Here is a 21,026-nt window from a genome sequence, read left to right on the forward strand (position 1 = left end):
GAGGAGGGAAGTTATGGGGCAAGTTGCACGAAATGCACTTAAAGGTTACACATTTCAACACTACATATTTACGCTGTTTGTAGCAAAGATGGATGTTGAAAGGAAAATCAAAAAAATTGAATCGGAAACGATTATTAGTGGAAACTTTGATGATTTATATATAGAGGCTGATGAGAATTATAGAATTCAAGTAAAAAATTACCCTAGTACTACATTGGATGACATTGTTATTACCAAAGACAGTGTTCGAATCAAAGGAAACTCTAATGACTACAATCAAGATGAGAATAATATTGTAATAATTAATACTGATCAGATTGATACAGATTCAGAGTTCATGGGTTTTCCAGCAAAAAAAGTAAACGGAATTGTGATAATACCACTAACTCCATTTGATGTACAAGATTTACTTGATGAGATGTTTAGTACTGAAAGTAGAGAAATTCAGATAATTCAGTTCGCATTTTCTTTGATAACTTCCTCAAACTTTGTGATAAATGAAGAGGAACTACCAAAAATGATAAGAATGTCTTTAGACTTAAATGACAGAACAATCTTAATTCGAGAACCATTAGAAAGCGTGGAGAAAGGTATTTTATGGATATATGGTAAGCCAGGTGTAGGCAAAAGCCATTATGTCGAAGAGTTGATTCAAAAATATAATGATGCAATAGTGTATAGGTTTTGGACTGGATCTCAAGATGAACGACTTATGAAACGGTTGCAATTTGATACGTTTTTAAATGATGTGGCACTAGGAATTTTCAATTCTCCAAGGAGTTACACCATCGAAGAACTGATTCAAGAAATTATTAGACAAGAAAAAATATTGATTATTGATGGTCTAGATCATGTTGAAAATTATAATCCGAAAGAGCTTCAACTATACATAGATTTTATTAATTCATTGAAAGAAGCTCGTTTGGTTGTTTTATCAAGACCACTTTTAGCTAAAGTTAGTTGGCAACCTATGGAATTGATAAATTGGAGTTTTGACGAAACTGCATTATATTTGGCTATGGCTTACAACATCTATGAATACAGAGTTGTTAAGGAAATCTACGAAGTTACCGATGGTTATCCGATAATCACTTATTTTATTGCTGAACATTATATAATGCATAAAGAGATTAATATTGGGCTTGAGATTGAAAACTTAAATCAATATTATAGTATTTTGCTTGAAAAAGCTAATCCAAAGTCATTATTATCTATTTTTGCAACAAACAATAGTTTCTTCACAGAATCCGAGCTTAGAACTATTCTTAACGAATCTTTCGTGGTAGACGCAATCATGGACTTTATTGAAGTACATCCATACTTGTTTAAAAGGACAATGAATAGGATTTCTTTAATTCATGATAGTTTTAATACATACTTGAGGTATCAACTAGAAAGTTATCCAGAATTAAAAGGCAGAGTGAATCAGTTTGTACAGAGTAGTTTATTGAATGGAGATATTAATTTCATGTCAAGATTGTCTTCATTTGAACTTAGTGAAGATTTCTATAATGAACTATTATGGATGTATAGCGAGGTTGATAATTTTTCAGCTCTACTTGAAAGAACTTTAGATTATAATTCAATAACCTCATTTTACAACCAGCTACAGAAGTTATTAGAGCAACGAGAAGGAGTACTAGATCTATATCATTATTATTCATTTGCTTTGGTTTATCAAATGGCTAATCGTAATGACTTAATTGGATATGATGGTTTGGTGTATCAAATTCTTATATATATGAATGATCATTTAACTATAGAGGAAGAGATATTTAGTACTGGTGTTTTATGGAATATTTTTATCCTTTTAAAGTTGAAGGACGAAGCATCATATAAAAGGTATTTAGCAGATAGAATGTATGATCCAAATCAAATAAATGAACTATATGAGAAATTGAATGATGAACATTGCTACTTTGAAAAACGGAAAGAAAAGCCGAACTACAAAGAAACATTAGAAAAGTTACAAGAAAATGATATATTCGAATTTGGTAAACAAGATATCTTAATAAGACATATGGTAAAAGTCTGGGTTCACCAAGATAAAGAGGATATCTATTATAAAATACTAGATGAATTCTTGAATAACGATGAAAACATAGCAACATATCGATTAAGGAAAATTGTCGAAGAGAATGGTATTAGAGGTAGATGGTCAGCCAGGATACTATCATCTGTTAAATACCAACTCAATGAGATAGGTGAATTAGGAGAAAAGAATTTCTTTTATGGTAAATCTTTGAGCGACATTATAAGGAATAGTGTTCCAAATGGATCTTTTGAAACAGTAGAGTATGCACAATCCTTTATAAGGTTAGCCAATCATGAAAAGAGACAGATTGATATTTATTCAGTTAATCGAGTGTGGGCAATGTATTACAATCGAAAAGATTACAGTGTTTATACTCTAGATAGTGCATTAACAGTGTTTGAGAAATTTGGTTTTTTAGAAGATTTAAAGTCGATTGAAATACTAAGAAAAGTAATGAATCAAAGTGAAAAAGGGATTAGGCATCTACTTGGAAGCTATATAAATCTGAAAGATGATTCACTTATAAATAAATTAGGTCAAATTGGTGCATTTAATGATAGTGATTTTCCGGTAGATATATTCGATTTAACACCCGAGAAAATAAATTGCCTTGATGTTAAGCACGTTGATCAAAGAATATATAAAATGCTTTCATATCATAATTATGGAAAAACCATTGAATACAGAGATATACTAAATCCATTGCGAAGTAAGTACTTTAATCGTGTTCTTGACGCTATAGATTACTATGGTTACAAAATATTCGGGCTGATTGATGATGAAGAAATTGAGGAAATGATTACTGAAAAAGGAATAGAAATACTAAAGCAAGTAAAAGAAGAAGACAGCTATATCCCATTTAAACATGGATGTATTCATGAAGCAGACATAGAGTATATACATGAAAACCAAATCGGATATCTTGAAGTATCAAGATACTCTGATGGGTGGCATTCCTGTTTACCGTTTGTAGATTTATATTCTCTTTATAACTTGGATGAAATCAGAATGTCCCACTTAAAGATAATACATAATGCAATGTTTGCTAGAGTATCAGATAGAGAATACATTGGTAATTGGAATTTGTTGATTGGTAATATACCGCGATTTCTTGAACAATACGAGATTGATATCAACTGGAATAAAATGTACGAAATTCTAAAGTGGTTTCTAAGAGAATCATTGATTTACGATGTAGATGTAAATAATCAGTTATAATGATTCTATGAAGTTCATTAATAAAAACGAGTTTATAAATACGCTCCTTAGCCTTAATGGCCCCTCTCTATTCGTAAGCTTTTTATAATAAAAAATATTATTTTGGAGATAAAAACATGATATGGAAAATTGCAGTAGGAGTACTAATAAGTGAATATCCCACAACATAATGGTGTTTGTAAATAAAGCTAAAATAAAATAAAAACATAAAATACCTGCAAAATTTTTTGATATGGATGATACTAACTTTGTACTTGTTGACTCCTCTTTTTGGAATCAGATTGGAAATGATTTAAATACATATACAGAACTACTCGATATTTTTGATGAGGTAGGGCAACATACATCTTAACGAATTAGAAGAGAATACTTCGGATTGTAAGAGGCGGATAAAAACCGCTTCTCTTTTTACTTATTCTATAAATAAACGAATCCATCAAGATATTCCTTGTTTTGGATACCCATCCATTGCCTCCATTCTTCTTTAGTTCATATTTATATACATTTATTGGAAATGGTTTATTTTTAAGAAGGTGTCGCACTAAATAGATCTGGAAAACGCAAAAAAGAGCCCAGAGAAAATCATCTCTGAACCCTAAATATTCCTCACTTCATATACCGATACTCCCGCAAACTCTCCAAAATCGCTACTTCCTGCAACAGTTCCTCACCCACATTCGTTTCCTTCACTTTCTTCCGCTCAAGTTCTTTGTCCACTAATCGTTTGACCGTTAAGACGTCGGTTCCGGTGCTTAGGACTTCTGCCTTGGAGTTGAAGTGTTTATGGGCGACGAGCTGCATGCCGTAGGAGTTGTATAGCAGTGTGTAGCCGGCGATGCCTGTTGTGGATTGGTAGGCTTTGGAGAAGCCGCCGTCGATGACGATCATTTTTCCGTTTGCTTTGATTGGGTCTTCTCCTTCGATTTCTTTTACCGGTGTATGGCCGTTGATGATATGGCCATGATCTGGATTGAGGCCGAATTCTGCCAGGATGTTTCGGCAGGTTGCCTCGTCCTCGCGTAAATAATAATACGGGTTTTTCTTTTCTTTATGCGTTTCCTTCTCTTTAATGAAATACCGCTCAAATGTCGTCATGGCCCGTTTTCCGAAGAGAGAGGAGTATTCGCCTGTCCATAAATACCAGGCCATATCTGTCGCCAGGTCATCGGTTTCTTCCGGGTGGGCAAAGGCTTCCCGTAAGAATCGTTCAAATACATCGAGCAGCTCACGGCCCGCATACGGTTTATCCTCAATCATCATCGTTTCCATATTGCCGTTTTCATCGACAGGAATACAGCCGTGAATCAACAGGTTGCCGTTATATTTTAAATAAAGGCTGCCTTTTTTCATCATAAAATTCATATGACGGCCCAGCTTTTCGGAATGCTGGACAGAGAACAGCAGCTTGTCTATGACTTCTGTTTCTTCTTCTAATAGCTGATCTGGCTGCTCCGGATTAATCGTCGCAAAGCAGGTGTTTTCCAATTGATATGTTTTTCCGTTTAGCGTGATTTCGTTTTTGTCATAATCTATTTTCTCTAATAACAGCCGCTCTTCCATATTAAAGTTCGGCCGTCTCTTGATAATCGGGCTCTCAAGCTTGAATTGGATCATCGCAATCGCTTGATGGATTTTTGTGATTTGCTTAATCTCATCCTCTGGCCTGTTGTCGTCTGCTTTTGGACGGAACGCTGGATTATCATCGTAATATTTTTCGGCCAGGTTCAGCAGCGGTCTCAGGTTGATGCCGTACACGTCCTCAATAATATCCAGGTTGTCATAGCGGGCACAGATACGGATAATATTGGCCAGGCACACTTTGGAACCGGCATAGGCACCAATCCAAAGGACATCGTGATTTCCCCACTGAATGTCGACAGAATGATAGTTGATCAGTTCTTCCATAATTCTATCCGGCTGCGGTCCGCGGTCGTAAATATCGCCGACAACATGCAAATGGTCGACTACCAGCCGCTGAACGCTGTAAGCAAGGCCGGTGATCAACTTATCGGCTTGGCCAAGTTCAATGATCTGATCAATGATTTCGGAGTAATATTGCTCCTTGTTGCCAGCTTGTTCTGTTTTGTATAACAGCTCCTCCGTAATATAAGCAAACTGGGCAGGCAGTGCTTTGCGCAATTTGGAGCGGGTATACTTGGAGGAGCAATATGAAACGAGCTTAATCATTCGATTAATCGTTTCTTTATACCACTCGTTTAATGCCGGTTTCGCATCAAAGTCATGTTTGATTAACTTCAATTTGTCTTCCGGATAATAGACCAATGCCGCTAATTCATCGATTTCTCTATCGTAAATGACACCGCTGAAGATGTCGCGTATCTTCTCTTTGACTCGTCCTGAACCATTGCGCAGCACGTGCTGGAATGCCTGATACTCCCCGTGCAAATCACTGACAAAATGCTCAGTGCCCTTTGGCAGGTTCAATATCGCTTTCAAATTAATGATTTCTGTTACCACTTTTTCTTCACAATCGTATTTTTGCGCGAGTAGATCTAGGTACTTGCTTTCCAAAATCGTCCATCCCCTTTTTAGAATAAACCCCTATTTATGAGCATGTGCATGATAAGGTGAATTTAAAAGTATGACATTGGTTTTCATTATTGGACCTTTATATGATAGTACCGCATAACTGCTTTTAGAGACAATTGAAACGAGTGGATAAAGTGAAACACAAAAAAACCAGATGTCAAATCTGGTTTCCTGTTCAAAGCAAACTATTGTTGTTTTTCTTTCAACATCTTGATAAAGAGGAAAAAGACAATGAATACGATAAAGTAGTTCATTGGATTCTTAACGATGCTCATCTCTAGTGAAATTTGCAAGAGTATCCAGAGCGCGAAGATGACTAGTATGACAGGAATGATGATTTTGTACATGTCGACCACCTTCCATAGTTAATGAAAGAAGAGTTCTATATTAGAAGCAAGATGCAGCAGCCCCTGTCATCCCACCGCCAACAGCGCCAGCCCCTACAGTTCCAATGCCGGGGATTGTGACTGTCCTACGGCAGCTCCTGCAAGACCTAGTGTACCGCCACCAGTTATCGCACCGTCGCCAGTACCTAGAATACATTTTCCAACGGATTGAGTGCTGATTGTACCGCTAGTTTGTCCAGAGTCTTGGTTTACTACTTTGATTAAAACGCCATGAACGAGTTTTTCGTATTGTAGTGTAACAGGAACACCATTTTTGTCAGTTGAGCTTTTAGGGAGAACTTGTTCTTCGCCTGTTACATGATCTTTTAATATTGCATTTCCATCAGCAAGCTGAACATCTGCATGATCGAACGTCATCTTCAGCTCACTATCATTGAGGTTTTCAATATTGTATATAGCTTGGGATTCTGTAGCATTCGCTGCAATAGGTAAAACCGGGAGGGATAAGGCACCTACTAGGAATACCAAGGTCGCCAATTTTACTGTGGTTAGCTTCATTATCCTTTGCATCATTTATCCTTCTCCTTTGGTTGCCATACTAACAGAGACGTTTCGCCTGTTAAACCTTAATTTAAGAAATGACTGAAATTTGATTATACTGAACTAACTATATTTACATTTTCGCTTCAAAAGTCATAGATAATTGATGGTGACTTTTCATTCTAGTAACAACACTTTTTTACTGAAGTATTCATAAAAGAAAAAGAGTTGCTAATGTAAAATAGTTCACAACAAAAAGCAAGCTATGTTTAATCGGCTATACGCCTTGGGGCATTATTGACGCTACTACGGCATGATCTATGTTGATCGTGACAATGAAGGAAACGGATCCATGAAGCGATATAAGAAAGACTCATTTGAGTGGTACTAAAATGTCATTCAAACGAATGGCGAGGAACTATAAGAAGCCGGCCCGAATCAAGTACTTTTACTGAAGTGCGGTTCGGGAGTTTTTCTATAAAATAAGAAAAATCCGCTATCCTGCCAATCTGGCAATATAGCGGATTTCTTATATTAGTTACGGATTAGGTAATCAAACGCGCCGAGAGCGGCAGTTGCACCTGAACCCATAGAAATAATAATCTGATTGTACGCACTGTCTGTGCAGTCGCCGGCAGCAAATAAGCCTGGTACGCTTGTTGCGCCGTGTTTGTCGACAATGATTTCGCCGATGCGGTTGCGTTCAACCGTTCCTTCTAACCATTCTGTGTTTGGCACGAGACCGATTTGGACGAATACACCTTGAAGTTCAACGTGTTTTTCTTCGCCCGTTTCGCGGTCTGTGTATGTGATGCCGTTAACGCTCTGATCGCCTGTGATTTCTTTTGTTTGTGCGTTTTTCACGACAGTAACGTTAGGCAGGCTGTAGAGACGTTTTTGCAGGACTTCGTCTGCCTTCAGTTCCGGCGCGAACTCTAGCACGGTAACGTGATTGACAATACCTGCAAGGTCAATCGCTGCTTCGATTCCAGAGTTTCCGCCGCCGATTACCGCAACGTCTTTGCCTTCAAACAATGGCCCATCACAGTGCGGGCAGTATGCGACACCTTTGTTTTTGAACTCTTGTTCACCAGGTACGTTGACATTGCGCCAGCGTGCACCTGTTGAAAGGATCACTGTTTTACTTTTCAGGACAGCGCCGTTTTCGAGTTCAAGCTCGAACAGATCTTTCTTCTCAAGGCGTTTCGCACGCTGAAGGTTCATGACATCAATATCATATTCCTTCACATGCTCTTCAAGGCTTGCCGCAAGCTTCGGTCCTTCCGTCGCTTTGACGCTGATGAAGTTTTCGATGCTCATGGTGTCGAGAACCTGTCCGCCGAAGCGCTCAGCGACAACACCAGTGCGGATGCCTTTACGTGCAGTGTAGATCGCTGCACTTGCACCAGCAGGTCCGCCTCCGACAACAAGAACGTCAAACGGCTCTTTGTCAGCAAACTCAGATGCATCTGCGCCGCTGCCCATTTTCGCAAGAATTTCTTCAAGCGTCATACGGCCGCTTCCGAACGATTCGCCATTCAGGTAAACGGTCGGCACTGCCATAATGTTTTTGCTTTCAACTTCTGCTTTGTATGCTGCACCGTCAATCATCGTGTGCGTAATGTTCGGGTTCAGCACGCTCATCATGTTTAAAGCTTGTACAACATCAGGACAGTTGTGGCATGTCAGGCTGATATAAGATTCAAAGTGGTATTCACCGCTGATCTTCTTCACCTGATCAATGACTTTTTGGTCTACCTTAGGCGGTCTGCCGCTCACTTGGAGCAACGCCAACACTAATGATGTAAATTCGTGGCCCAGAGGGATACCGGCGAAAGTCACGCCAGTGTCTTCTCCGACACGATTGACACTGAAGCTTGGCGTTCTGTTTAATTCAGCTTTTTCAACTGAAATTTTAGATGACATGGAAGCCAGCTCATCAACGAGAGCCAGCATGTCCTTAGAAGTGTCATCTTCGCCTGCGCTAACTTTGAGAACAATTTCATTCTCAATTAGCTGCATATATTGATTTAATTGTGCTTTGATATTTGCATCAAGTACCAATTGAATGCACTCCTTAGATTTTACCTACTAGATCAAGGCTAGGTGTAAGAGTTTCGCCGCCTTCTTCCCATTTAGCCGGGCAAACTTCACCTGGGTTTTGACGAACGTATTGAGCTGCTTTTACTTTGCTGATCAGGTTGCTTGCGTCACGGCCGATACCGCCCGCATTGATTTCTACAGTTTGGATAACGCCATCTGGATCGATGATGAATGTTCCGCGGTCAGCAAGACCAGATTCTTCGTCAAGAACATCGAAGTTGCGAGAGATCGTTTGAGATGGGTCACCGATCATTGCGTAAGTGATTTTGCCGATTTTTTCAGAGCTGTCATGCCAGCCTTTGTGTACGAAGTGAGTATCTGTAGAGATAGAGTATACTTCAACACCTAATTCTTGAAGTGCAGCATATTGGTTTTGAAGATCTTCAAGCTCAGTTGGGCATACGAAAGAGAAATCTGCTGGGTAGAAGCAGAACACGCTCCATTGGCCTTTCAAAGATTCGTTTGTTACATCGATGAATTCACCGTTTTTGAATGCTTTTGCTTCGAATGGAAGTACTTCTTTACCGATTAAAGACATAATGTATATTCCTCCTAAAAATGTATTAGAAAGCATATTCGCTTTCAATAATAATTCTAATTATATATGAATTATTAATTAATATATATTTTTTGTCAAGCCATAACCTACTTTTTTTCATCTTGCTAAAGGTGTGACAGGTAGGATTTAGGCATTTCTTTTATAACAGATGAGAGGCCGATTCTCAATTAGACAAGGTTTTCAGGGACTTTTGTAAATGAGAATGCCAGAACGTTTTGAGCATTTGAACATTTTATGACACCATAGGCAAGGAGCAAAGGACAATGACCAAAAGCAGAATAGAACAAAATAGCAAGCCGCTGTCACATGATGGTCTTGGGGATTGTTTCTAGCTATTATTGTATCACTGTTTATGAGATTTAAAACATAACTTATGTCTTCTGTTGTTTGAGAAGAAAACATAGATGAAAAAAACACGGTTCAGTTGAAACTGACCGTGTTTTTGATACAGGTTATTCAGACCAATTTGTATGGAAAACGCCGTCCATATCAGTCCGTTCATACGTATGAGCGCCAAAGTAATCGCGCTGCGCCTGCAAGAGGTTCGCATTGGAACGCCCTGCGCGGTAGCCGTCGTAATAAGAGAGCGCTGTTGTTAAGCATGGGAATGAGCTTCCGGTGCTGATGCCCTCGCAAACGACTTTTCGCATGCCTGTTTGATAAGCCTGGAGCTTATCTGAGAAATAAGGCGCAATCATCAGGTTTGACAGGTTTGGCTGCTCGCTGAATGCTTCGCTGATGACATTTAGGAAATCTGCGCGGATGATGCAGCCGCCGCGGAAAATCAACGCGATGTCTTTGAGCGGCAGGTTCCAGCCGTAAAGCTCAGATGACATTTTGTATTGGGCAAAGCCTTGTGCGTAGGCGCATACTTTCCCCATGTAAAGAGCCTGTCTGACGTATTCGATCCACGTGTCTTTATCAAAATGTTTTTCTTCCGTTTCCGGGCCTGCTAACACATCTTGAGCCGCTACGCGTTCTTCTTTTAAGGATGACAGGTAGCGGGCGAACAAGGACTCTGTGATGATCGTGGACGGGATGCCGTTATCAATTGCCTGCATGCTCGTCCATTTTCCGGTTCCTTTTTGGCCGGTTTTATCAAGAATGACATCGATCAGAGGCTGCCTTGTTTTTTCGTCTTTTTTGCGTAAAATCTCAGCTGTAATCTCTATTAAATAGCTTTTCAGCTCACCTTGATTCCATGTTTCAAAAATAGATGCAATTTCATCAAGCGGCAGACGCAGTGTTTCTCTCAGAAACGTATACGCTTCTGCAATCAGCTGCATGTCGGCATACTCAATGCCGTTGTGCACCATTTTTGTAAAGTGCCCTGCTCCTTTTGGTCCGATATAGACACAGCAAGGGTCGTTTCCGACTTGAGCTGCGATTTTTGTCAGGATAGGAGCGGCTTTCTCATAGACGTCGCGATCTCCGCCCGGCATGATGGAAGGCCCTGTTAATGCGCCGACTTCACCGCCGGAAATGCCGACTCCCAGGTAGCCGATCCCTTTTTCTTTCAGCTCGTCATATCTTCTTTCTGTGTCTTCATAGTGGGAGTTTCCTCCATCCATGATGACGTCGCCTTCTTCAAGCAAAGGCATTAATGATTGGATGACGGAATCTACGGGTTTACCCGCTGTGACCATCAAAAAGATTTTTCTTGGTTTCTCTAACGATTGAACAAAGTCCTCTAGCTCGTAATACGGGCTGAGAGATTGTCCATCCAGCTTTTGAACAAGCTGGTCCGTTAGATCTCTGGTGTAATTATAGACAGCGACGTTTTCACCTTTATTTGCCATGTTTAAGGCGATGTTGCTTCCCATTACGCCTAAGCCTATGACACCAATCGTATTCAACATGTGTTACAGCTCCTTCTTAATTTCATACAACTAAACTTAACAATAAAATGAATCCCAGTCCAGCAACGGAAATAATGGTTTCCAGCAATGTCCATGTGGCAAATGTTTCTTTCATGCTTAATCCGAAGTATTCCTTGAACATCCAGAAGCCGGCGTCATTGACGTGTGAAGCGATGACACTTCCGGCGCCTGTTGCGAGCACGACTAACGCCAGGTTAACATCAGAATGCCCCAATAACGGTATGACCAAACCCGTTGTGCTTAGCGCGGCAACAGTGGCTGAACCTAGAGAAATGCGCAGGATCGCTGCGATAAGCCATGCCAGAATGATTGGCGATAATGCCGTTCCTTTGAATAAGTCTGCTACGTAATCGCCAACACCGCCGTTGATCAGCACTTGTTTGAAGGCGCCGCCGCCTCCGATGATTAAAAGCATCATGCCGATTTGTGAAATGGCAGTTGAACAAGAGTCCATCACAGTTTTGACTGGAATGTTGCGTTTGATCCCCATTGTATAGACTGCAACCAATAACGAAATAATCATAGCAGTCGACGCGTTTCCAATCAATCTGATAAAAGCTAAAACGCCATTATCTGCAAACCCGATTGTTTCTTGAAGCAGGTCGATAATGGTCGCGACCGACATGATGATAATCGGGAGCATTGCAGTAAAGACACTGATTCCAAAGCCGGGTGTTTCTTCAAGGTTAAACGTTTTTTGTGTGCCGAGTGATGCAATATTGCCGTTTTTCTCAAATGATGCAGGAACGATTTTTTTCGCGAACTTTGTAAATAACGGTCCTGCGATGAGCACTGTCGGAACAGCAACGATAAAGCCGTACAGCAGCACTTCTCCAATGTTTGCGCCATACTCACCAGCGATCGCCGTTGGTCCTGGGTGCGGCGGCAGAAAACCGTGCGTGACGGATAGTGCTGCGACCATCGGGATTCCGAGAAATAAAATAGAAATCTTCAATTCTCTTGAAATCGCAAAGACAATGGGAATTAATAGAACGAGTCCTACTTCAAAAAATAACGCAATCCCAATAATGAATGAGGCAATGACAACAGCCCATTGAATATTTTTCTCACCGAATTTGTTAACGAGCGTCATCGCAATGCGCTGTGCGCCTCCTGAATCCGCGATCAGCTTGCCCAGCATCGCACCGAGTCCGAAGATGAGCGCGATGTGGCCAAGAGTCCCCCCTATTCCTTGTTCGATGGAGCTGACAACTTTATCGAACGGCATCCCGAGTGCCAGTGCCACGCCGAACGATACGACCAGCAGGGAAATAAATGTGTTTAGTTTTAAGCCCATAATCAAAAATAGTAATGCTAAGATCCCAAGTGCAACGATGATTAACGGCATGGTAATGCCCTCCCCTTCATGTCATGTACTATTTGTGTGTGATTAAGCCCCTCTGATAATTTGCAATTTGCGTATATTGATTTTCTAAGGATCTTGATAGATTGATGAAAATCGGCATTAATGTTCTGTACTCTTTGGCTGAGTCTTCGATCGGCGTATGTCTGTATGTGCTGCCGATCATGTCGGACACGGCGTCAAAAGAATCGATTTTTCCTGTTGCATACAGGCCTAAAATGCAGGCGCCGAGACATGAGCTTTCGTAGCTTTCCGGAACGACAACCTCTGATTCGAAGATATCCGACATCATTTGGCGCCAAACCTCCGACCTTGCAAATCCCCCTGTCGCTTGGATGCGGGTTACCGGGCCATCCATGCATTCTGTTAACGCCAGGAACACCGTGTACAGGTTGTAAATGACGCCCTCTAATGCCGCGCGTATCATATGCTCTTTCTTATGCGACATAGTCAGGCCGAAAAAGGAGCCGCGTACATCTGGATTCCACAACGGAGCACGTTCTCCGGCGAGATATGGGTGGAACAGCAGACCGTCAGAACCGGGTCTGACGCGTTGGGCAATTTTCGTCAGCACGTCATATGGATCAATGCCCAGCCGTGTCGCTGTTTCGATTTCGGAAGAGGCAAACTCGTCTCTGATCCAGCGAAGGACGATGCCCCCATTGTTCACAGGTCCCCCGATCACCCAATGCTTGTCCGTCAAGGCGTAGCAGAAAATTCTCCCTTTTTCATCGGTTTGCGGTTTGTCAATAATTGTCCGGATGGCGCCGCTTGTTCCAATGGTGACGGCGATTTCGCCTTTTTTAATGGCGTTGACGCCGAGGTTGGAGAGCACGCCGTCGCTGGCCCCGATGACAAAAGGCGTTTCCGGATCGATTCCCATCTGAATCGCTATTTCCGGGCTGCAGTGCTGAAAGATCTCGGTTGTCGGCACGAGTTTGGATAAGTGATCCGGCGTAATGCCTGCGATGCGCAGTGCCTCTTCGTCCCAATCCAAGCTTTTCAGGTTCATCATGCCTGTCGCTGATGCCAAGGAGTAATCGATGACATACTCATTGAACAGCTGTTTAAACATGTACTCTTTGATGCCGATATATTTTTTTGCCTTGGAAGCGATTTCTTTCCGTTCATTCGTGATCCAGGCAATTTTACTTAACGGTGACATCGGATGAATCGGTGTTCCCGTCCGTTTGTACACCTCATGTCCGTTCAATTCATCCTTGATCTTATGCGCCCAGCTTTCGCTTCGGTTGTCGGCCCATGTAATGCATGGCGTCAGCGGCTTGTCATTTTCGTCGATTGCAATGACGCTGTGCATGGCGCTGCTGAACGAAATGAAAGAGATCTGTTTTTCGGGATGCTGTTTTGTAATTCTCGCTGTTGTTTGGATGACGGCCTGAAAAATCTCTTCCGGATTTTGTTCAGCTGTTGAGATGTCCGGTGTATAGAGCGGGTAGCCGATGCTTTCTTTCTGTACCACATTTCCGTTTTCACTGAACAGCACAGCTTTTGTGCTTGTTGTGCCGATATCGATTCCTAACATATAACTAGTCATTGTTGCATTCAGCTCCTTTTGCCAGCATTTGTTGTGAGAGCCACAGGTCTTCTACCTTTTCTTGCACATCATCAAAGTTTTGGTGAAGCGACTGAATCATCAGCGCCCTATCCTTTGTTTTGATGGCTTGAATATAAAGCTCATGGTTATCTAAAATCCTTGTGAAGTCATCATATTTTTCCTTTAACCGTACCCGCATGGATAAAAGAATAAAGCTTTCCATGACAGGTTTTAGATTGTTCCAGATCATTTGAATGTATGAATGATCGATGGCTCTGATTATCGTTTCATGGAACAGCACATCTTGAAATGAAAATTCGTCAGCGTCTTCATATTTGATTGAAACTTTCATCATTTCAAGAATTTTGCTGAGATCCTTAACTAAAGGCTCAATGTCTATTTTGACGAGCCGTTCAAAGACAAATGTTTCTAACAGTAAACGCACATCATAAATTTCCGCGATTTCCTTCTCAGTTAAACCAATTACGACCGCTCCCATTCGTTCTAAGCGGATGATTTTTTCGGATGCGAGTATTTTTAGTGCTTCACGAACCGGCGAACGGCTTACTGAAAACTCGGCGGCTATCGTATTTTCTGATAAAATGGTACCGCTTTCAATCAGGCCTGAAACGATCCGCATTCTCAGCTCGTATGCGACACGAACCCCGGTTGACGCTTTTGAGAGCCACTTTGCGGGATACAACAGGTCTTTGGAATCTAGCATACACTCACCTTCCTCACTCAAGGAGTATACTTGTATACAAGTATGATAACGTGAATGTTTCTTTTATGCAAACACTTTCATTTCTAATTTTTAATTAAATTTTTACCATATTATATAGTATTTATTTCCAGTGATAGTGTGGTACATTGGAGATCAATAGGTTAAGTGAATCATGTTCTGAAAGAGGCGATTTGGATGAAAATCATCATTGCACCTGATTCTTTTAAGGAAAGTTTATCAGCTCTGGAGGCCGCCGACGCGATAGAAAGAGGTTTCAAATCGGTCTTTCCGGGTGCTGATTACAGAAAAATGCCGATGGCGGACGGCGGCGAGGGAACCGTCCAGTCGCTCGTTGATGCCACAAATGGAAGGGTCCTAGAGCAGGTTGTGACAGGACCGCTGGAGAAACCAGTAAAAGCGTTTTTTGGCATGATGGGTGATGGGAGAACAGCTGTGATTGAAATGGCTGCTGCTTCAGGGCTGCATCTGGTGCCCGTTGATAAACGAAATCCGCTCGTCACCACAACAAAAGGAACGGGAGAATTAATCGGAGCGGCTCTTGATGCGGGAGCGGAGCGTTTGATCATCGGAATCGGGGGGAGCGCCACGAACGATGGAGGAGCCGGAATGATCCAGGCATTGGGCGGAAGGCTTCTTGATGACTCAGGACGCGAGATCGGCCCAGGGGGCGGCGCGCTATCACAGCTTGCATCAATAGATATTAGCGGGCTTGATCCCAGGTTGCAGAATGTCAAACTGGAAGTCGCGTGTGACGTGGATAATCCGTTGACAGGGCCAAAAGGAGCTACGGCTGTTTTCGGGCCGCAAAAAGGCGCGACGTCCGACATGGTGGATGTACTAGACCAGAACGTAAGCCATTTCGCTGATATCGCAGAAAAAGCGCTCGGAGCAACCTTCCGAGATACAGAGGGCGCCGGTGCAGCGGGCGGTCTTGGGTGGAGCCTGCTGACTTTTCTTCAGGCTGACTTGAAAAGAGGCATTGATATTGTTCTTGAAGCGGTTGATTTTGAAAATATCGTTCAAGATGCAGATCTTGTAATTACCGGGGAGGGCCGGATTGACAGCCAAACGGTTCACGGAAAAACGCCGATCGGGGTGGCCAAGGCGGCTAAATCATACGATGTGCCCGTCATCGGCATTGCGGGATCAATATCACCGGATAGTGATGCCGTCTACCAGCACGGCATCGATGCGCTTTTCAGCATCGTTCCCGGAGCCGTGCCTCTAGAAGACGCGTTTGAACATGCCGCGGAATATATGGAAAGAACGGCGCGGGATATCGCGGCGTCTATCAAATTGGCGAAAATGATGTTTTTGATATAGCCGGTGCACATGCCAATGCATAGCCATCCTTCTTTTGGGGTAGAGACAGTTAACACATAATGAGGAATTCATCCCAGAAGGAGGACGCAGATATGACTGTACAAGAAATCAAAGGCAAAAAACTAGTTAAAGGCATTGCGCCAAATGTGGAGCCAGAAGCTCTTTTAAATGATAAACGAAAAGTATTTTTGTTTGGTTCCCCTAGTTACACAAACATTGGCGACCAAGCGATTGCGTATGCGGAAGAGAAATTTATCAAAAATCACTTTCCGTATTATGAATACATTGAGATTATGGATTATGCGACGGATGAGGGCATTGAACTGGTGAAGGAGATCATTCGTGAAGACGATATTGTCTGCTTTACAGGCGGAGGAAACTTAGGAAACCTTTATCTCGATATTGAGGAAGACAGAAGAAAGGTCTTCTCGGCGTTTAAAGACTACAAATCGATTTCTTTGCCACAATCCGTTTATTTTGAGGATACAGAGGAAGGGCAGAAGGAAAAGAAAAAAACACAGGATGCGTACCATCAAAATACAAACTTAACGATTGCTGCGCGCGAGACGCAAACACTCGATGTGGTGAAAGAGACCTTCAACTCCAATGTGATCTTTACACCGGACATGGTGCTTTCCTTGGATATTGTGCCGCGAGAGCTCGAGCGGGACGGCGTTCTCTTTATTTTAAGAGCGGATAAGGAGAAAGTGACTGACGAAGATTTTATTTCACAGATGAAGAAATGGGCAGAAAAAACAACTTACACGGAGCGTACCGATACGGTTCTGGATACGGTCGACACCATCGATTACGCCGATCGTGAAAAGCATTTTATGGAGATGCTGGACCGCATCGGCTCCAGTAAATTGGTGATTACCGACCGCCTTCACGCGATGATTTTCTCGATTATCACGAAAACACCTTGCCTTGTCTTCGGGAACAGCTATGGCAAAGCCAAACATTCATATCGAGATTGGCTTGAAGGCTTAAACTTCATTGAGTATACGGATAAGAATGATGTTGATGAGCTGGAGCGCATGATTGACCGCTTGCTTCAAGCAGATCCGAATGACGTTGATTTGTCTAAGGATTTTCAGCCGCTGATTGATTTTTTTAGATCATAAGGGAAAAAGCAGACTGCTGACAGTCTGCTTTTTTGTGTATTAATGATCGTCTTCCAAACGAACGATTTCATCAATGATCCGGGCTTGCTCTTGCTCAGCCACTTCGTTTGAGATGATATCTTCTTTTGATAGGTTTTCAATCGCTTGGTATTGAGCGTATAACGAATGTTTCTTCAAAATGGTTTGTTGTTTGTTTTTGAGTTCTGGGTACGTTTCGAATAATTGATTTGTTTGTTGATGCAGCTGGCTGACCTCTTCTTTGTATTGGTCTGTCAGTTCGCTGGAGACAGCTTCGTGTATAAGCAAATGATGTTTGGATTGCTGGACTTCTTTGATGGCGGTTTCTAAGCGATGTCCTTTTGCTAGCAGTTCCTCATATTCCTGATTGCCTTCATCTTTTTGATTCACGCCTAACCGTTCAAGAAGCGGTTTGATGCTGAGGCCCTGGACAACGAGGGAGAATAAAACAACACTGAAGGCGAACACAAGAATGTCTTCACGCCCCGGAAAGTCTCTCGGCAGGCTCAGCACCAGTGCGATGGATAGAGAACCCTTCAGCCCGCCCCAATTAATCGTATGCTGCCATGAAGCCGGAAAGTTTTTGATAAAGGCCAGACTGATATAGACGGCGGCACTACGGGCGATGAGCACAATCACAATCGCCGTAACGGCCAAACCCCATTTATCAGTGAGGTCAATTCTCGTAATCTCAAGCCCGACCATTAGAAAGACAAGGGAGTTCGCAAGCAAGGCGGCGACGTCCCAAAAGTTATTGATATTCAGCTTTGTCGTCGGGCTCATGCCGATGTTGGCACCATAATTACCGAAAATAAGAGCGGCGACAACAACGGCGATTACCCCGGAGGCACCTGCCATTTCCGCTAATAGAAATGAGCTGTAAAACAGAATGATACTGAAAATAATTTCTAAAGGGTAATCATCAAAGTACTTGGTGAGCTGGGAGAAGACATATCCAAGTATGCCTCCGATGATCAGGCCGAGAGAAATCACTTTGACAAACTCCCACAGGCCTAAACCGGCGCCTTGGATGCCGAGATCCATATAAGTCATCAAGTAAAAAGCGGAAATGTTGAACAGCACAACCGCCAGCCCGTCATTGAACAGGCTTTCTCCTTCAACGACGATCGAAAGCTTTTTCGGCGCGCCGACACTTTTGAATATGGACAGCACACTCACGGGGTCAGTCGCGCTCATCAGCGCCGCAAAAACAAACGCCGCTGGAATAGCCAGATGCATAAGCCACATGGAAGAAAAGCCGACGATCAGAAACGAGATGAGTGTACCGCCGAAAGCCAGTGCCAGAACGGGTCGTTTGTTTTCTCTCAAATGGGAAAAAGGAAGTTTCAGCGCCGCTTCTCCTAATAAAGCCGGCAAGAATAGTGTTATGATGACAAAGTTAAAGACTTCTCCTTCAGTAATAAAATCTTTAAGCGGTTCTAAGAGCGGAATATGTACAAGTCCAATGATCGTTCCGACAATCACCAGTGCGATGGGATAAGGCTGCCTGCACTTCTTGGCAATCGCAGTGATTCCGGCTGCGATCATAACCAGCAAAAAACCCAGTTCGAAAATATGATGCAAGTCTAAGTGGTCCATTTGAACCTCCTTTATGTTAATCGTGCAACGAAAGAATTACCCTCATTTTGTGAATGATAAACATATCTTATGTAAGACAGCTCTATGTCAGTCTGGAGACAGCAAAAAAGCAGGCAATTTGCCGGCTTTTGGTTTCTTTATTCTATAAGCCAATGGAATTTACTGCGCTCGACACATGAGCACGAACTTTATCAAATGATAATTGATCCTTCATTTTATCAGTGACACTGTCAATCGCTTTTCCTGACATATGATGGTCGAGCATTTCCCGCTTTGTCTTAACAGCCTGCTCGGCATCTGTGATGCTATCAAGGATTGAAGACAAGTGTTTGCGGTCTTCCTGAAGAGCATAGCTTAGTTGTTTCTTGATTGAATTCATCAGCGCCAACTTTTGTTCTTGTCTTTTCTTCTCTTTGTACACCGCCAATTGTTCCGGTGTCATTTCAGATGTATCTAGATGGGCATTTGAAAAAAGCGAGGTGCTTGAATGCTGGCTCGTTACTCTTTGCATAAAACGGTCTGCATCTGTTGGTTTTTTATTCATAAAATTCATGTCTCTTTCTCTCCTTACGAAATCCCCATCCGGCTGGCCGCTGCCAGATCCGCATCATGGTAAGCGTGTCCCATATGGCCAAGGTCATCTGACACCATATGAAGCAAGTGCTGTAAATGAAGTGCTGCATCTACAGCCTGATCATACTTCTCTTTTGAGTAAAAAAGGTGATGCGGTTTGTTCATTTTAAGCTTATTGATCAAATCATCGACATCAGAAATTGATAATTCATCATATGTGCCAAAACCAACCATTCGTGTATGCATGTTCCTGACATCCTCAATAGAAGCCTTTACGATGTCATCAATTCTTTCAATTTGCCGTATAATCTTAGTCCATTCTGATTCAGCGATATGTTTTAACTGTGTGCTTGTATTCATCAATACATGTGACTTAATGAGAATTGAAACACCTGTATTGCCTTTTACATTCGTTGATTTCATTTGCTTAAGCATCGCTACCGCAAACTCTGGATTGTTTTTTAACACATCATCTACAGTTTGGACAGAGCCATCTGAATTGAAGTTATAGCGGTCCAGACCGTGACTCCCCATTAATGCTTCAACAAATAATGTGACATCAAGAGATTGATTGCCGTAATGTTTAAGAGCAAGCCCAAGCATTTTCACTTCATTAGGGAGACCATTATTTTGTACACCATTCGGCAAAGCCTCGTCATACATTACTTTCACTTGACCCACTTCAGCGGCATCCCGATTCAGCAATGATAAACCATCATTTAAATTAATATATTCTGTTAAGCGGCTGCGGAAATCCCCTTTTAACGCCCGGGCTTTGACATCCTCAGGCAGGTTTTCATATATGTTTGGATTCTCGAAAGTAACGCCGCGTTTGATAAAGTCATTCATCACGACAGCATAGCTTGCGTTAGAACCGCCTAATGAGTGACCGGTGACTTGAATGTCAGCATTTTTAAAGTCTTTATGTATTTTTTTTGCATATTGATCCGCCTGAATGGCTTGGTTCTCTGTCCCGTCATCAAATGGTTTTTTGCCCACCAAATAACTAGTGTCCATGTGCAGCCAATCCTGCAAAATCTCATTTGAATATTCACGAAGCCCTTTTGCTGAGTCATAAAAGGAGCCATCTTCATCTTTAGGAATGTTGATTCCTTTTTTCTCTACTTCTTTAATAAGCTGTTCCCGCTCATCACGATATTGTTTTATTGTATCTTGGAATTGGCCGGGGCTGATGGGTTCTGATCCGCGGTATGCGATGATGGCGTTTTGGATTTTTTCTTTGTCTTTTCCATTATTTGAAATTGTATAATCTCTTTCATTAACAAGAGTTAAGGCATCAAGACCCTTTTCAGTTTTTTTATAATCAACAACATACAGCTTTTGGCCGTTGCTAATTTTAATTGTTTGACCAATGTGGTATTTTTTAAGGTTATATGCTGAACTGGAAATTTCATTATAATCTTCATCACTAATTTTTAAAGTGTTTTTTCTTATAGCCATTTCACTATTCCCCCAAACTTTACCTATCTTGTA

The 21,026-nt window shown here is 42.0% G+C and carries 15 protein-coding genes and 2 pseudogenes; 5 read left to right on the forward strand and 12 right to left on the reverse strand.

Annotation, left to right across the window (positions count from 1 at the left end; all coding sequences use genetic code 11):
• Window positions 1–13 precede the first annotated feature (13 nt).
• Both BFW96_RS00600 and BFW96_RS20845 read left to right on the forward strand, forming a co-directional pair.
• A complete protein-coding gene (locus tag BFW96_RS00600) occupies window positions 14–3,253 on the forward strand; it encodes a hypothetical protein (RefSeq protein ID WP_069838322.1) in 3,240 nt (1,079 codons plus the stop codon).
• Window positions 3,254–3,464: 211 nt separating this feature from the next.
• On the forward strand, window positions 3,465–3,605 hold the full coding sequence (locus tag BFW96_RS20845; RefSeq protein WP_267888164.1) for a TdeIII family type II restriction endonuclease: 141 nt from the start codon (window positions 3,465–3,467) through the stop codon (window positions 3,603–3,605).
• Window positions 3,606–3,859: 254 nt separating this feature from the next.
• Here BFW96_RS20845 and fbp read toward each other — a convergent pair whose 3' ends face one another.
• The 3 genes and pseudogenes from fbp to BFW96_RS00615 form a co-directional block, all read right to left on the reverse strand.
• The gene (gene fbp, locus BFW96_RS00605; RefSeq protein ID WP_069838323.1) at window positions 3,860–5,785 is read right to left on the reverse strand and encodes a fructose-1,6-bisphosphatase; all 1,926 of its coding nucleotides are present in this window, start codon (window positions 5,783–5,785) and stop codon (window positions 3,860–3,862) included.
• A gap of 203 nt (window positions 5,786–5,988) precedes the next feature.
• Complete coding sequence (locus BFW96_RS00610) at window positions 5,989–6,150, reverse strand: hypothetical protein (protein ID WP_069838324.1); 162 nt, start codon at window positions 6,148–6,150, stop codon at window positions 5,989–5,991.
• A gap of 40 nt (window positions 6,151–6,190) precedes the next feature.
• Window positions 6,191–6,720: pseudogene (locus BFW96_RS00615) on the reverse strand (Pathogenicity island protein).
• A gap of 239 nt (window positions 6,721–6,959) precedes the next feature.
• Between BFW96_RS00615 and BFW96_RS21770 the strand changes: the two are divergent.
• Window positions 6,960–7,081 (forward strand): annotated as a pseudogene (locus BFW96_RS21770) (hypothetical protein); the annotation flags it as partial.
• A 143-nt stretch (window positions 7,082–7,224) separates the two neighbouring features.
• On the opposite strand, the gene ahpF reads toward BFW96_RS21770, so the two are convergent.
• The 6 genes from ahpF to gntR all read right to left on the reverse strand — a co-directional run bounded on the left by ahpF (window position 7,225) and on the right by gntR (window position 14,874).
• On the reverse strand, window positions 7,225–8,754 hold the full coding sequence (gene ahpF, locus BFW96_RS00620) for an alkyl hydroperoxide reductase subunit F (protein ID WP_069838325.1): 1,530 nt from the start codon (window positions 8,752–8,754) through the stop codon (window positions 7,225–7,227).
• Window positions 8,755–8,767: 13 nt separating this feature from the next.
• Window positions 8,768–9,331, reverse strand: coding sequence for an alkyl hydroperoxide reductase subunit C (ahpC, locus tag BFW96_RS00625; protein WP_014666061.1), 564 nt, complete (start codon window positions 9,329–9,331; stop codon window positions 8,768–8,770).
• A 473-nt stretch (window positions 9,332–9,804) separates the two neighbouring features.
• Window positions 9,805–11,211, reverse strand: a complete 1,407-nt coding sequence (gene gnd, locus BFW96_RS00630) for a decarboxylating NADP(+)-dependent phosphogluconate dehydrogenase (protein WP_069838326.1) — start codon at window positions 11,209–11,211, stop codon at window positions 9,805–9,807.
• 22 nt (window positions 11,212–11,233) lie between these two features.
• Window positions 11,234–12,580 (reverse strand): gluconate permease GntP, encoded by a 1,347-nt coding sequence (gntP, locus tag BFW96_RS00635; protein ID WP_014666059.1) that lies wholly within the window; start codon window positions 12,578–12,580, stop codon window positions 11,234–11,236.
• Window positions 12,581–12,608: 28 nt separating this feature from the next.
• Window positions 12,609–14,150 carry a gluconokinase gene (gntK, locus tag BFW96_RS00640; protein ID WP_069838327.1) on the reverse strand — a complete coding sequence of 514 codons (1,542 nt, stop codon included), beginning with the start codon at window positions 14,148–14,150 and terminating at the stop codon, window positions 12,609–12,611.
• Window positions 14,143–14,874, reverse strand: coding sequence for a gluconate operon transcriptional repressor GntR (gntR, locus tag BFW96_RS00645; RefSeq protein WP_069838328.1), 732 nt, complete (start codon window positions 14,872–14,874; stop codon window positions 14,143–14,145). The genes gntK and gntR overlap by 8 nt, the downstream gene beginning before the upstream one ends.
• 195 nt (window positions 14,875–15,069) lie before the next feature.
• On the opposite strand from gntR, the gene BFW96_RS00650 reads away from it, so the two are divergent.
• Both BFW96_RS00650 and BFW96_RS00655 read left to right on the forward strand, forming a co-directional pair.
• Window positions 15,070–16,218: a glycerate kinase gene (locus BFW96_RS00650; protein ID WP_069838771.1), complete on the forward strand. Its 1,149-nt coding sequence runs from the start codon at window positions 15,070–15,072 to the stop codon at window positions 16,216–16,218.
• A gap of 92 nt (window positions 16,219–16,310) precedes the next feature.
• The gene (locus tag BFW96_RS00655) at window positions 16,311–17,342 is read left to right on the forward strand and encodes a polysaccharide pyruvyl transferase family protein (RefSeq protein WP_069838329.1); all 1,032 of its coding nucleotides are present in this window, start codon (window positions 16,311–16,313) and stop codon (window positions 17,340–17,342) included.
• Between the two features lie 39 nt (window positions 17,343–17,381).
• Here the strand turns inward: BFW96_RS00655 and BFW96_RS00660 are convergent, their stop codons facing one another.
• From BFW96_RS00660 to BFW96_RS00670, 3 genes are all read right to left on the reverse strand, one after another.
• Complete coding sequence (locus tag BFW96_RS00660; protein ID WP_069838330.1) at window positions 17,382–18,959, reverse strand: Na+/H+ antiporter; 1,578 nt, start codon at window positions 18,957–18,959, stop codon at window positions 17,382–17,384.
• A 142-nt stretch (window positions 18,960–19,101) separates the two neighbouring features.
• Window positions 19,102–19,512 carry a hypothetical protein gene (locus BFW96_RS00665; protein ID WP_069838331.1) on the reverse strand — a complete coding sequence of 137 codons (411 nt, stop codon included), beginning with the start codon at window positions 19,510–19,512 and terminating at the stop codon, window positions 19,102–19,104.
• 14 nt (window positions 19,513–19,526) lie between these two features.
• Window positions 19,527–20,993, reverse strand: coding sequence for a bifunctional DNA primase/polymerase (locus BFW96_RS00670; RefSeq protein ID WP_069838332.1), 1,467 nt, complete (start codon window positions 20,991–20,993; stop codon window positions 19,527–19,529).
• Window positions 20,994–21,026 lie beyond the last annotated feature (33 nt).

It is taken from the genome of Bacillus sp. F56 (genome assembly GCF_001748205.1).
GTDB lineage: Bacteria > Bacillota > Bacilli > Bacillales > Bacillaceae > Bacillus > Bacillus stercoris.